The sequence below is a fragment of the Escherichia sp. MOD1-EC6475 genome (assembly GCF_003046645.1).
Classification (GTDB): Bacteria; Pseudomonadota; Gammaproteobacteria; order Enterobacterales; family Enterobacteriaceae; genus Escherichia; species Escherichia ruysiae.
The window spans coordinates 14,094-28,278 of record NZ_PZKQ01000059.1 but is presented as its reverse complement, the minus strand read 5'-3'; the positions used below and the strand labels follow the sequence as shown (position 1 = coordinate 28,278).

At 50.6% G+C, this 14,185-nt stretch carries 12 protein-coding genes; 7 read left to right on the top strand and 5 right to left on the bottom strand.

The annotated features are described in order from the left end of the window. Window positions 1-74 precede the first annotated feature (74 nt). The 3 genes from modA to modC are packed head-to-tail and all read left to right on the top strand — an operon-like array spanning window position 75 to window position 2,598. Window positions 75-848, top strand: coding sequence for a molybdate ABC transporter substrate-binding protein (gene modA, locus A7589_RS18990; protein ID WP_000113011.1), 774 nt, complete (start codon window positions 75-77; stop codon window positions 846-848). Further along, on the top strand, window positions 848-1,537 hold the full coding sequence (modB, locus tag A7589_RS18985) for a molybdate ABC transporter permease subunit (protein ID WP_000604034.1): 690 nt from the start codon (window positions 848-850) through the stop codon (window positions 1,535-1,537). The genes modA and modB overlap by 1 nt, the downstream gene beginning before the upstream one ends. Window positions 1,538-1,539: 2 nt before the next feature. Beyond that, window positions 1,540-2,598, top strand: a complete 1,059-nt coding sequence (modC, locus tag A7589_RS18980; protein ID WP_000891689.1) for a molybdenum ABC transporter ATP-binding protein ModC — start codon at window positions 1,540-1,542, stop codon at window positions 2,596-2,598. Here the strand turns inward: modC and ybhA are convergent, their stop codons facing one another. After that, complete coding sequence (ybhA, locus tag A7589_RS18975) at window positions 2,599-3,417, bottom strand: bifunctional pyridoxal phosphate/fructose-1,6-bisphosphate phosphatase (protein ID WP_010354383.1); 819 nt, start codon at window positions 3,415-3,417, stop codon at window positions 2,599-2,601. A gap of 154 nt (window positions 3,418-3,571) precedes the next feature. Between ybhA and pgl the strand changes: the two genes are divergently transcribed. Continuing rightward, entirely contained in the window at window positions 3,572-4,567 is a 996-nt protein-coding gene (pgl, locus tag A7589_RS18970; protein ID WP_108188956.1) for a 6-phosphogluconolactonase, read from the top strand. A 40-nt stretch (window positions 4,568-4,607) separates the two neighbouring features. Here the strand turns inward: pgl and A7589_RS18965 are convergent, their stop codons facing one another. After that, a complete protein-coding gene (locus A7589_RS18965; RefSeq protein ID WP_000679976.1) occupies window positions 4,608-5,561 on the bottom strand; it encodes a LysR family transcriptional regulator in 954 nt (317 codons plus the stop codon). Between the two features lie 184 nt (window positions 5,562-5,745). Here A7589_RS18965 and A7589_RS18960 point away from each other — a divergent pair, with 184 nt between their 5' ends. The 3 genes from A7589_RS18960 to A7589_RS18950 all read left to right on the top strand — a co-directional run bounded on the left by A7589_RS18960 (window position 5,746) and on the right by A7589_RS18950 (window position 10,751). Further along, window positions 5,746-6,798 carry a 4-oxalomesaconate tautomerase gene (locus A7589_RS18960; protein WP_000723669.1) on the top strand — a complete coding sequence of 351 codons (1,053 nt, stop codon included), beginning with the start codon at window positions 5,746-5,748 and terminating at the stop codon, window positions 6,796-6,798. Between the two features lie 75 nt (window positions 6,799-6,873). Beyond that, window positions 6,874-8,307 (top strand): anion permease, encoded by a 1,434-nt coding sequence (locus A7589_RS18955; protein ID WP_001036485.1) that lies wholly within the window; start codon window positions 6,874-6,876, stop codon window positions 8,305-8,307. Between the two features lie 182 nt (window positions 8,308-8,489). After that, window positions 8,490-10,751, top strand: coding sequence for a hydratase (locus A7589_RS18950; RefSeq protein ID WP_105282745.1), 2,262 nt, complete (start codon window positions 8,490-8,492; stop codon window positions 10,749-10,751). A 140-nt stretch (window positions 10,752-10,891) separates the two neighbouring features. Here the strand turns inward: A7589_RS18950 and A7589_RS18945 are convergent, their stop codons facing one another. The 3 genes from A7589_RS18945 to bioA form a co-directional block, all read right to left on the bottom strand. After that, window positions 10,892-12,175: a putative acyl-CoA thioester hydrolase gene (locus A7589_RS18945; protein WP_001091596.1), complete on the bottom strand. Its 1,284-nt coding sequence runs from the start codon at window positions 12,173-12,175 to the stop codon at window positions 10,892-10,894. Window positions 12,176-12,326: 151 nt separating this feature from the next. Further along, window positions 12,327-12,803: a kinase inhibitor gene (locus A7589_RS18940; protein ID WP_000767387.1), complete on the bottom strand. Its 477-nt coding sequence runs from the start codon at window positions 12,801-12,803 to the stop codon at window positions 12,327-12,329. 58 nt (window positions 12,804-12,861) lie between these two features. After that, a complete protein-coding gene (gene bioA / locus A7589_RS18935; protein WP_108188955.1) occupies window positions 12,862-14,151 on the bottom strand; it encodes an adenosylmethionine--8-amino-7-oxononanoate transaminase in 1,290 nt (429 codons plus the stop codon). Window positions 14,152-14,185 lie beyond the last annotated feature (34 nt).

Below are 14,185 nucleotides of genomic sequence, written 5' to 3'. Positions count from 1 at the left end.
ACAATAACTGCTGGGAAAATTCTGAATCAGTCGTTATATTGTTGCCTACATAACGTTACATGAAGGGGTTACCAATGGCTCGTAAATGGTTGAACTTGTTTGCCGGAGCGGCGCTCTCTTTAACTCTTGCAGGCAATGCGCTGGCAGACGAAGGGAAGATTACAGTTTTTGCGGCAGCATCACTGACCAACGCAATGCAGGACATCGCTACGCAGTATAAAAAAGAGAAAGGCGTGGACGTCGTTTCTTCTTTTGCCTCGTCTTCTACCCTGGCCCGTCAGATTGAAGCGGGCGCGCCTGCGGATCTGTTTATTTCTGCCGATCAGAAATGGATGGATTATGCGGTTGATAAAAAAGCGATCGACACTGCCACGCGTCAGACATTGCTCGGCAATAGCCTGGTCGTTGTAGCACCGAAAACCAGTGCACAGAAAGATTTCACCATCGACAGCAAAACCAACTGGACTTCGCTGCTGAATGGCGGTCGCCTGGCGGTTGGCGATCCGGAACATGTCCCCGCTGGTATTTATGCGAAAGAAGCACTGCAAAAACTGGGCGCATGGGATACGCTCTCCCCAAAACTGGCTCCGGCGGAAGATGTTCGTGGGGCGCTGGCGCTGGTTGAACGCAATGAAGCACCGCTGGGCATTGTTTACGGTTCTGACGCGGTTGCCAGCAAAGGGGTTAAAGTAGTAGCCACTTTCCCGGAAGATTCGCATAAAAAAGTGGAATATCCGGTTGCCGTCGTGGAAGGGCATAACAATGCGACAGTGAAAGCATTTTACGATTATCTGAAGGGACCGCAGGCTGCGGAAATCTTTAAACGTTACGGATTTACAACTAAGTAATGATACTGACCGATCCAGAATGGCAGGCGGTTTTACTAAGCCTGAAAGTTTCTTCCCTGGCTGTGCTGTTTAGCCTGCCGTTTGGGATCTTTTTTGCCTGGTTACTGGTGCGTTGCACGTTTCCGGGCAAAGCTCTGCTCGACAGCGTGCTGCATCTACCGCTGGTGTTACCGCCAGTAGTCGTCGGCTACTTGCTGTTAGTTTCTATGGGACGGCGCGGATTTATCGGTGAACGCCTGTATGACTGGTTTGGCATTACCTTCGCCTTTAGCTGGCGCGGCGCGGTTCTCGCTGCCGCTGTCATGTCTTTTCCGCTGATGGTGCGGGCAATTCGTCTGGCGCTGGAAGGCGTTGATGTCAAACTGGAACAGGCCGCAAGAACACTCGGGGCTGGGCGCTGGCGTGTTTTCTTTACCATCACGTTACCGCTGACTTTGCCGGGAATTATTGTCGGTACGGTGCTGGCTTTCGCTCGTTCGCTCGGTGAATTTGGTGCAACCATCACCTTTGTTTCTAACATTCCTGGTGAAACGCGAACCATTCCTTCAGCCATGTATACCTTGATCCAGACCCCTGGCGGGGAAAGCGGTGCGGCGAGACTTTGCATCATCTCTATTGCGCTGGCGATGATCTCCTTGCTGATTTCAGAGTGGCTGGCAAGAATCAGCCGTGAGCGGGCGGGGCGCTAATCATGCTGGAACTGAATTTTTCCCAGACGTTGGGCAACCATTGCCTGACCATTAATGAAACGCTGCCCGCCAACGGCATCACTGCTATCTTTGGCGTCTCCGGTGCCGGAAAAACCTCGCTGATTAACGCCATCAGTGGACTGACACGTCCGCAAAAAGGGCGGATTGTCCTCAATGGTCGGGTACTAAATGACGCCGAAAAAGGTATCTGTCTGACGCCAGAAAAGCGTCGCGTTGGCTATGTGTTTCAGGATGCGCGGCTGTTTCCGCATTACAAAGTGCGTGGCAATCTGCGCTACGGCATGGCGAAAAGCATGGTCGATCAGTTCGACAAGCTGGTGGCGCTTTTAGGCATTGAACCGTTACTTGAACGTTTACCGGGCAGCCTGTCCGGTGGCGAAAAACAGCGTGTGGCGATTGGTCGGGCATTGCTGACGGCGCCGGAATTGCTGTTGCTGGATGAACCACTGGCATCACTGGATATTCCGCGTAAACGCGAACTGTTGCCTTATCTGCAACGTCTGACGCGGGAAATTAACGTTCCTATGTTGTATGTCAGCCATTCTCTGGATGAGATCCTCCATCTGGCAGACAGAGTGATGGTGCTGGAAAACGGTCAGGTGAAAGCCTTTGGCGCGCTGGAAGAAGTCTGGGGTAGTAGCGTGATGAATCCGTGGCTGCCGAAAGAGCAACAAAGTAGCATTCTGAAAGTGTCGATACTGGAGCATCATCCGCATTACGCAATGACCGCGCTGGCGCTGGGCGATCAGCATTTGTGGGTCAATAAGCTGGACGAGCCGTTACAAGCTGCGCTACGTATTCGCATTCAGGCTTCCGATGTCTCGCTGGTTTTACAGCCTCCGCAGCAAACCAGCATTCGTAACGTGTTGCGCGCAAAAGTTGTTAATAGCTATGACGACAACGGTCAGGTGGAAGTCGAACTGGAAGTCGGTGGTAAAACGCTGTGGGCGCGTATTAGCCCGTGGGCCAGGGATGAACTGGCAATCAGACCTGGCCTGTGGCTGTACGCGCAAATTAAAAGTGTGTCGATAACCGCCTGATTAAATCAGGTGGCTATAAATGAACTGGGCAATGCTGTCGGTGGTGTTATCCCCAATCACAATGTTGGCGCGCGCTTTTACTGCGTCATCGGCGTTGCCCATCGCTACACCCGTTCCGGCGGCTTCCAGCATACTGATATCATTAAAGTTATCGCCAAACGCAATCACATCTTCCATCGACCAGCCTTGTGCCTCAATCCATTTCGTCAGGCGTCTACCTTTGCTGTTGCCGCCGCGTGCAATATCAACTTGATCGTGCCAGGACCATTCGCACTCCAGTCCTAATTCATGTTCAACATGCTTACCAAAATGCTGCAATCGCGGCAGGTCATCGTGCGTCAGGGCGAACTTCCACACAGCCTTAACTTCTTGTGCCGTCTCGGCCAGCGAGGCAACCTGGGTAAAGGTCGGACGCTGTTCTGGCGGCAGGGTTTGCGCCCAGTTAGAAGTACGAATAACATGCCCGGTCGGGTGTTCATACACCATTGCATCATCGACATACATCAGGCCGTGAATGTGGTGTTCATTCAGCATCTCAATGAGTTGCAGGGCTTTATTAACAGGCATTGGATCGGCTTCAAGCACGGTTTTTGCATGATAATCATACAAATAGGTGCCGTTACAGCAAATAGCAGGTGTATCCAGCGCCAGCGCCTGATAAAAAGGATGAATAGCGACGTGATGGCGACCTGTGACGATGATTAATTGATAGCCTGCTTCGCGAGCGCGAGCCAGTGCTTCTATAGATGAGGGAAGCAGGGTCTTTTTCGGGGTCAATAAGGTGCCGTCTAAGTCGAGAGCAATCACGCGTGTGGTCATGGCGTATTCCAGATTAAGGTTAAGAATTTTCGTCTGCGCGAATGGTACACCGATACCACTATCGGACAAAATTCTGCGTTTTAATTCAGCATTCACCGCCAAAAGCGACTAATTTTAGCTGTTACAGTCAGTTGCTAAATGCAAAGGAGCATTCATGAAGCGAACAGTTTATATCGCCAGCCCTGAGAGCCAGCAAATTCACGTCTGGAACCTGAATCATGAAGGCGCACTGACGCTGACGCAGGTTGTTGATGTGCCGGGGCAGGTGCAGCCGATGGTGGTCAGCCCGGACAAACGTTATCTCTACGTTGGCGTTCGCCCTGAGTTTCGCGTCCTGGCGTATCGTATCGCCCCGGACGACGGTGCACTGACATTCGCCGCAGAGTCGGCGCTGCCGGGTAGCCCGACGCATATTTCTACCGATCACCAGGGACAGTTTGTCTTTGTAGGTTCTTACAATGCGGGTAACGTGAGCGTAACGCGACTGGAAGATGGCCTGCCAGTGGGCGTCGTCGATGTGGTCGAGGGGCTGGACGGCTGCCATTCCGCCAATATCTCACCGGATAACCGTACGCTGTGGGTTCCGGCATTAAAGCAGGATCGCATCTGCCTGTTTACGCTCAGCGATGATGGTCATCTGGTGGCGCAGGACCCGGCGGAAGTGACGACCGTTGAAGGCGCCGGGCCGCGTCATATGGTGTTCCATCCAAACGAACAATATGCGTATTGCGTCAATGAGTTAAACAGTTCAGTGGATGTCTGGGAACTGAAAGATCCGCACGGCAATATCGAATGTGTCCAGACGCTGGATATGATGCCGGAAAACTTCTCCGACACCCGTTGGGCGGCTGATATTCATATTACTCCGGATGGTCGTCATTTATACGCCTGTGACCGTACCGCCAGTCTGATTACCGTTTTCAGCGTTTCGGAAGATGGCAGCGTGTTGAGCAAAGAAGGTTTCCAGCCAACGGAAACCCAGCCGCGCGGCTTTAACGTTGATCACAGTGGCAAGTATCTGATTGCCGCCGGGCAAAAATCTCACCACATCTCAGTTTACGAAATTGTCGGCGAGCAGGGGCTACTGTATGAAAAAGGTCGCTATGCGGTCGGGCAGGGGCCGATGTGGGTGGTGGTGAACGCACACTAACCGTTGAGTTACCCGGCGCAGTATTTCCTGCGCCGGGGTATTACCCCATCTCCTGTAACGCATGTCTCTGGCGTTCGACGATATTGGTCCATAAATTGTCTTTATCATCAGTCCACAAATTAATCAGCAAGGCAAAAAAGCGTTCTGCTGCCGGAGAAAGCACGGCATCTTTGCGACGAATAATCCCCAATGTCCGACGTATAACGGGTTCCACCAGCGGGATACCAATAATCGAAGAATAGGGCGCATGAGGCATTGCCAGGCCTGGAAGCGCCGAAATCCCCAGTCCTGCTTCCACCAGTCCTAATGACGTCGAAAGATGACGCACTTCGTAAAACCAGTCCAGCTTCCAGGGTTTGTCGGACAATTTTTGCTCAATCAGCAGTCGGTTGCCGCTGGAGGAGCGCACGCCAATCATTTTGTAACCTACCAGTTCCTGCCATTCCACCAGCTGCTTTTTGGCTAATGGGTGGTCACGCCGACAGGCCAGCACAAACGGCTCGTTGACCAGTGGCGTAAAATCGATGGATGAATTTGTGATGTTGTTCATATTTATGCCAAAGTCCGATTCGTTGCACAGCACCGATTCCATGCAATTATTCGTGCCTTGTTCCAGAATTCGCACTTTAATATTGGGATATAGCTCATTAAATTTGCCAATTGCCAACGGCAAGAAATAAAACACGGCGGTAGGAATACACGCTAATGTCACCATACCACGATGATAAATATTCATATCGCGAATATTAAATAGTGTTTCATCGAATTTTTTTATTAATTCCCGCGCCTCAGGAAGCAACATTCTCCCCGCTTTTGTTAAAGTAACCTTGCGAGTTGTACGCTCAAAGAGTTGAATATGTAAATCCTCTTCCATCTTTTTTATTCTGCGCGTTAATGCAGGTTGCGTAATATTAAGTAATTTAGCAGCATTGTTAAATGAACTGGACTCTGCCAGCGTGACAAATGCTTTCATACTTGATAACTCATGCTTCATTATTACTCCGGAAAATGGAAGCGGTGCTTTTTAGTGATTTGCAGTTAAACCAGTTTAACTGCCTTTTAATCACTTAAATTAATGAAAAAATGTTATTAATCGTGAAGCTAAAGTCATTAGAGATGCTTTGCCCTTAATGTAACCATATCGCAATAAGTTATGTTTTTAAATTGAGGGCATTATTATGAAAAAAATACCCTGCGTGATGATGCGAGGTGGAACCTCGAGGGGCGCGTTCCTGTTAGCGGAACATTTACCTGAAGATCAAACGCAGCGCGATAAAATATTGATGGCAATTATGGGTTCCGGTAATGATCTGGAAATTGACGGTATCGGTGGCGGTAATCCGCTGACCAGTAAAGTCGCCATTATTAGCCGTTCCAGCGATTCTCGTGCTGATGTCGATTATTTGTTTGCGCAGGTAATCGTCCATGAGCAACGTGTCGATACCACACCTAACTGCGGCAATATGTTATCTGGCGTTGGGGCATTCGCCATTGAAAATGGTTTGATTGCAGCGACATCACCGGTCACCCGCGTGCGTATCCGCAACGTCAATACAGGCACGTTCATCGAAGCCGATGTGCAAACGCCAAACGGTGTCGTCGAGTATGAGGGTAGCGCCAGAATTGATGGTGTACCAGGGACAGCCGCGCCGGTCGCGCTCACTTTCCTGAATGCTGCCGGAACAAAAACCGGAAAAGTTTTCCCGACGGATAATCAGATTGATTATTTTGACGATGTCCCGGTGACCTGTATCGATATGGCGATGCCAGTCGTTATTATTCCGGCTGAATATCTGGGAAAAACAGGCTATGAATTACCAGCGGAACTGGATGCCGACAAAGCATTATTAGCCCGCATTGAATCTATCCGTCTACAAGCGGGTAAAGCAATGGGCTTGGGCGATGTCAGTAATATGGTTATCCCTAAACCTGTACTTATTTCTCCAGCACAGAAAGGCGGGGCGATCAATGTGCGTTATTTTATGCCGCATTCTTGCCATCGCGCGCTGGCGATAACTGGTGCTATTGCCATTTCCAGTAGCTGTGCGCTGGAAGGCACCGTCACCCGACAAATCGTCCCTTCTGTTGGATACGGCAATATCAATATTGAACACCCCAGTGGTGCGCTTGACGTTCATTTAAGCAATGAAGGTCAGGATGCCACGACGTTACGCGCATCTGTTATTCGGACGACCAGAAAAATATTTTCCGGTGAAGTTTATCTTCCCTGAAAAAATTCTTTGTCGTGATAAGGACAATCAATAAAGGACTTCTGTATGAGTCATACAGAAAGAACAGGATTTTAAATGAATAAGAAATCGTTATGGAAGCTAATTCTGATATTAGCGATCCCATGTATTATTGGCTTTATGCCAGCTCCGGCAGGATTAAGTGAACTGGCGTGGGTACTGTTTGGTATCTACCTGGCGGCAATTGTGGGTCTGGTTATTAAGCCATTCCCGGAACCTGTCGTACTGTTAATTGCGGTTGCCGCTTCGATGGTGGTCGTGGGTAACTTATCCGACGGTGCATTTAAAACCACCGCCGTATTAAGCGGTTACTCTTCCGGTACAACCTGGTTGGTGTTCTCGGCGTTCACCTTAAGCGCCGCGTTTGTTACCACCGGCTTAGGTAAACGTATCGCCTATCTGCTGATTGGTAAAATTGGTAGCACAACCCTCGGGCTGGGTTACGTTACCGTATTCCTCGATCTGGTACTGGCTCCGGCAACACCGTCTAACACCGCGCGTGCGGGCGGCATTGTGTTACCGATCATCAACAGCGTGGCGGTGGCTCTTGGGTCCGAACCGGAAAAAAGCCCGCGTCGTGTTGGACATTACCTGATGATGTCCATTTACATGGTCACCAAAACCACCAGCTACATGTTCTTTACCGCAATGGCGGGGAACATTCTGGCGCTGAAAATGATCAACGACATTCTGCATCTGCAAATTAGCTGGGGTGGATGGGCGTTGGCCGCTGGTTTGCCGGGCATCATTATGCTGCTGGTCACTCCGCTGGTGATTTACACCATGTATCCGCCAGAAATTAAAAAGGTCGATAACAAAACCATCGCTAAAGCGGGCCTTGCCGAACTGGGACCGATGAAAATCCGTGAAAAAATGCTGCTCGGTGTCTTTGTGCTGGCGCTGCTGGGCTGGATTTTCAGTAAGTCTCTGGGGGTTGATGAATCCACTGTGGCAATCGTTGTTATGGCAACCATGCTGCTGCTGGGTATCGTTACCTGGGAAGATGTGGTTAAAAATAAAGGCGGCTGGAATACCTTAATCTGGTACGGCGGTATTATCGGTTTAAGCTCCTTATTATCAAAAGTTAAATTCTTCGAATGGTTAGCTGAAGTCTTTAAAAATAACCTGGCATTTGATGGTCATGGCAACGTTGCCTTCTTTGTCATTATTTTCCTTAGCATCATCGTGCGTTATTTCTTCGCTTCTGGTAGTGCCTATATCGTTGCTATGTTGCCGGTATTTGCCATGCTGGCGAACGTCTCCGGCGCACCGTTAATGTTAACTGCGCTGGCGCTGCTGTTCTCCAACTCTTACGGCGGCATGGTCACTCACTATGGCGGCGCGGCAGGTCCGGTCATCTTTGGCGTGGGTTACAACGACATTAAATCCTGGTGGTTGGCCGGTGCGGTACTGACGATACTAACCTTCTTGGTGCATATCACCCTTGGCGTATGGTGGTGGAATATGCTGATCGGCTGGAACATGCTGTAAATATACTCGTCATACTTCAAGTTGCATGTGCTGCGTCTGCGTTCGCTCACCCCAGTCACTTACTTATGTAAGCTCCTGGGGATTCACTCGCTTGTCGCCTTCCTGCAACTCGAATTATTTAGAGTATATCCATTTATTATCTTTCTGCGCACTTTACGGTGCGCAGATATCTGGAGCATTTGATGATTAAGTTATCTGAAAAAGGCGTGTTTCTCGCCAGTAATAACGAAATAATTACCGAAGAACATTTCACCGGCGAAATTAATAAAGAAGAAGCAAAAAAAGGCACTATTGCCTGGTCTATTCTCTCTTCTCATAATACATCCGGAAATATGGACAAACTTAAAATTAAGTTTGATTCCTTAGCCTCTCACGATATTACCTTTGTTGGTATTGTACAGACCGCTAAAGCGTCCGGCATGGAACGTTTCCCGCTGCCGTATGTGCTGACCAACTGCCATAACTCACTGTGCGCCGTCGGCGGCACCATTAATGGTGATGACCATGTTTTTGGTTTATCGGCAGCGCAGCGTTATGGCGGTATTTTTGTGCCTCCGCATATTGCGGTCATCCATCAATATATGCGTGAAATGATGGCAGGAGGCGGCAAAATGATCCTCGGTTCAGATAGCCACACCCGTTACGGTGCGTTAGGTACAATGGCGGTCGGCGAGGGCGGCGGCGAGCTGGTAAAACAACTGCTTAATGACACCTGGGATATCGACTATCCGGGCGTTGTTGCGGTGCATTTGACCGGAAAACCAGCACCTTATGTGGGGCCGCAGGATGTGGCGCTGGCTATCATCGGTGCCGTGTTCAAAAACGGCTACGTCAAAAACAAAGTGATGGAATTCGTAGGTCCCGGTGTTGCTGCGCTCTCTACCGATTTCCGTAACAGCGTTGACGTTATGACCACTGAAACGACCTGTTTAAGTTCTGTCTGGCAAACCGATGAAGAAGTCCATAACTGGCTGGCGCTGCACGGTCGCGGCCAGGATTACTGCCAGCTTAATCCACAACCGATGGCGTACTACGATGGTTGCATTAGCGTTGATTTAAGTGCCATCAAACCAATGATTGCGCTGCCGTTCCATCCGAGCAACGTTTATGAAATCGACACGCTGAACCAGAACCTGACCGACATTCTGCGTGAGATTGAAATCGAGTCCGAGCGCGTGGCGCACGGTAAAGCCAGACTCTCGCTGCTGGATAAAGTCGAAAATGGTCGCCTGAAAGTACAACAGGGGATTATCGCAGGCTGTTCTGGCGGTAACTATGAAAACGTTATTGCAGCGGCGAATGCACTGCGTGGTCAATCCTGTGGCAACGACACCTTCTCGCTGGCGGTTTATCCGTCATCACAGCCGGTATTTATGGATTTAGCCAAAAAAGGCGTGGTAGCAGATTTGATTGGCGCAGGCGCAATCATCAGAACTGCGTTCTGCGGCCCATGCTTTGGGGCAGGTGATACGCCAATCAACAACGGTTTGAGTATTCGCCACACCACGCGTAACTTCCCGAATCGCGAGGGCTCTAAGCCAGCTAATGGTCAGATGTCAGCGGTTGCATTAATGGACGCCCGTTCTATCGCTGCGACTGCGGCAAACGGTGGCTATTTAACCTCTGCCAGCGAGCTGGATTGCTGGGACAACGTGCCGGAGTACGCCTTCGATGTAACGCCGTATAAAAACCGTGTTTATCAGGGCTTTGTGAAAGGGGCAACTCAGCAACCGCTGATTTATGGACCGAACATTAAAGACTGGCCGGAATTGGGTGCGCTGACTGACAATATCGTCCTCAAAGTGTGCTCGAAGATCCTCGACGAAGTGACTACCACTGACGAATTGATTCCTTCCGGTGAAACCTCTTCTTATCGTTCAAATCCGATTGGTCTGGCGGAGTTTACCCTGTCACGCCGCGATCCAGGTTATGTTGGCAGAAGTAAGGCCACCGCTGAGCTGGAAAATCAGCGTCTGGCAGGAAACGTTAGTGAACTGGCAGGGGTGTTTGCGCGTATTAAACAGATTGCTGGTCAGAAACATATTGATCCGCTGCAAACTGAAATTGGCAGCATGGTCTATGCAGTCAAACCAGGTGATGGTTCTGCGCGTGAACAGGCGGCGAGCTGCCAGCGTGTGATTGGCGGTCTGGCGAATATTGCCGAGGAATACGCGACTAAACGTTACCGTTCTAATGTCATCAACTGGGGGATGTTACCGCTGCAAATGGCAGAAGTGCCGAACTTTGAAGTGGGGGATTACATTTATATTCCTGGCATTAAAGCGGCGCTGGATAATCCAGGTACAACCTTCAAAGGTTATGTGATCCATGAAGATGCGCCGGTAACGGAAATTACGCTTTACATGGAAAGCCTGACTGCGGAAGAGCGTGAGATTATCAAGGCGGGTAGTTTGATTAACTTCAATAAAAACCGTCAGATATAAAAAGCGCCATGTGAATGTAGGTCGCATCCGGCACTTATTGTCGGATGCGATGCTGGCGCATCTTATCCGACCTACAAATCGCATTGACCCGTAGGCCGGATAAGGCGTTTACGCCGCATCCGGCAATGAGTTAATAGCTCTTATTTCTTTGCTTCTGCAACCACTTTGCTACCCACGCCACGGTTATTGTATTCCCACATGCGGTTGTAGTTAGTGTCATTCAGATTGCGCTGTACTTCGTCGTTATCATCAACGCTGCCGGTGTTACCCGCAAACGGACGATTAGAGATCACCGCATCGGCCCACGGTTTGGCCGTGTTAAAACCTTCGTTGATGGCGCTATCACGGATCACCACCTGACCGTTGGTATTGGCATCTACATCCAGCGAACGGCCCAGCTGCGCGATACCATCACCGGAAGCATTGAAACGGCTATTTACCGCGAGGAAACCGTAGTAAATATTGGACAGCGTAGCCGGTGCAAACACATACGCTTCTTGCTGAGTACGTGAGTTCACCACGCGGAATTCGGTATTATCGAACACCACTGCACCACGGCCGGAAACGATATCCACATCCCCTTCGATGTAGCTATTAGTTACCAGAGTACGCGGCTGACGATTCGTTTCCAGACGGTTTTGCACACCGCTGTTGGTGACAAAGAAGGTATTCTGACGACCGAGAATGTTAACGTTGTTGATCTGCACTTTATCGCCGTCAGTACGCAACGCCACCGCCGGATGGTTACCCGCATCTACGCTATCGCCCAGGGTGTTTTCAATGGTCAGGTTTTGCAGTTGCAAACCATTGTTTTGTGACCAGAAGACCGCAGAACAGAGAACGCCGATGCTGTTGCTGCGTTTGCTCTGGCAGCTATCGTACATGTACCACGCTGGTTTACCTGGCATATATTTGCCGCGCGGGTTGACGTCATGACGCCAGTCGGCAGGGCTCATTCCACCATCAAGGGAAAGCCCAATCTTCACATCAATCGGTTTTTCGCCCATACCGTAGACAGTGATTCCCCCCGGAGCGGCAGGGACATAAACTGTACCTTCATACTCACCTGGCATCACGGCAATATACTGGCGCTTATTTGTACGCTTGATAATCGCCGCATCTACCGCCGCCTGAATCGTGGTATGCGTTACACCTTGAGTACCCGCCGGGCCGACAACAAAGTCAGGTTGCGCAGGCAGGGTAATCGGGGAAGGATTCCATGCTGTAGCACCTGGCGTCAGGGACGCAAAATAGTGTTGAACATCGAAATTCTGCGCTTCTTTTGCCGACAGAATCGGGCGAGAAGACGTACCAGGTGCTACTTGATCGGAAGGACGTTGATCGGGCGGTGTTGAGCTACAGGCGGTCAGCGTCACGCCAAAAGCCAGTGCCAGCGCCAGACGGGAAACTGAAAATGTGTTCACAGGTTGCTCCGGGCTTTGAAATGGAAAAATGAATCCGTTGAAGCCTGCTTTTTTATACTAACTTTAGCGAAACGGGAAGGTAAAAAGACAAAAAGTTGTTTTTAATACCTTTAAGTGATGTCAGATGGCCTGGCACCATCTGACAGAACATTTAACTGAACATCGCGGTAATTGATGCGCTGGCGAGAGAGTGGAAATGAACGTTAAAACCGACCATCGCGCCGCTGGCACCTTCATCGACATCAATACGTTCTACATCCAGCGCGTGAACGGTAAAAATGTAGCGATGGGTTTCGCCTTTCGGCGGCGCTGCACCATCGTACCCGGTTTTACCAAAATCAGTGCGTGTCTGGAGCACGCCATCAGGGATTGCTACCAGACCAGAGCCAAATCCTTGCGGCAATACACGGGTATCGGCAGGCAAGTTAACAACTACCCAGTGCCACCAGCCGGAGCCGGTTGGCGCATCCGGGTCGTAGCAGGTGACGACAAAACTTTTCGTTCCCGCAGGAACATCATCCCACGCCAGATGTGGCGAAATATTATCGCCATCGTAACCCATGCCGTTAAAGACATGACGATGCGGCAGCTTATCGCCATCGCGCAGATCATTACTGATGAGTTTCATTAACCCTCCTTTCTTGTTTGCAGAAAGTGTAGCCAGAAACCCTCACGCTGACTTCCCGTTATTGGCAAAAAAATGTTTCATCCAGTACGGCGTGACTTATCGCTGCGGTCAGGCGCTGCAACTGTTCCGGGCGAATAATATAGGGCGGCATCAGGTAAATCAGTTTGCCAAAAGGCCGTATCCACACACCCTGCTCGACAAAGAATTTTTGCAGTGCTGCCATATTCACCGGACGAGTGGTTTCGACCACGCCAATTGCCCCCAGCACGCGCACATCGGCAACTATTTCGGCGTCACGGACTGGTGCCAGTTGCTCGCGTAGTTGCGCTTCAATATTTGCCACCTGCTGTTGCCATTTACCGGATTCGATAATCGTCAGGCTGGCGTTCGCTGCCGCGCAGGCCAGCGGATTGCCCATAAAAGTTGGCCCGTGCATAAAGCAACCGGCTTCGCCGTTACTAATAGTTTCCGCAACCTGACGTGTGGTGAGCGTAGCGGAAAGGGTCATCATGCCGCCGGTTAAGGCTTTACCGAGGCATAAAATGTCCGGCGCGATTCCCGCATGTTCACAGGCAAACAGTTTGCCGGTTCGACCAAATCCGGTGGCGATTTCGTCAGCAATCAGCAAGATACCTTCACGATCGCACATTTTGCGGATTCGTTTTAACCATTCCGGATGGTAGATGCGCATCCCGCCTGCGCCCTGGACAATCGGTTCAATGATCACCGCAGCAATTTCATGACGATGCGCCGCCATCAGGCGCGCAAAGCCCACCATATCGCGCTCATCCCATTCGCCGTCCATGCGGCTTTGCGGAGCCGGGGCAAACAAGTTTTCTGGCAGATAGCCTTTCCACAGGCTGTGCATTGAGTTGTCAGGATCGCATAACGACATCGCGCCAAAAGTATCGCCATGATAACCATTGCGGAAGGTCAGAAAACGCTGGCGCGCTTCGCCTTTGGCTTGCCAGTACTGCAACGCCATTTTCATCGCCACTTCCACCGCTACGGAACCGGAGTCCGCGAGAAAAATGCATTCCAGTGGTTGCGGCGTCATCGCCACCAGTTTGCGGCACAGCTCAATGGCGGGCGCGTGGGTGATACCGCCAAACATTACATGCGACATGGCATCAATTTGCGACTTCATCGCCGCATTAAGCTGCGGGTGATTGTAGCCGTGGATCGCCGCCCACCAGGACGACATACCGTCAACCAGGCGTCTGCCGTCAGACAAAATTAGCTCGCAACCTTCGGCGCTCGCCACCGGATAAACCGGCAGAGGGGAGGTCATGGATGTGTATGGGTGCCAGATATGGCGTTGGTCAAAGGCAAGATCGTCCGTTGTCATAATCGACTTGTAAACCAAATTGAAAAGATTTAGG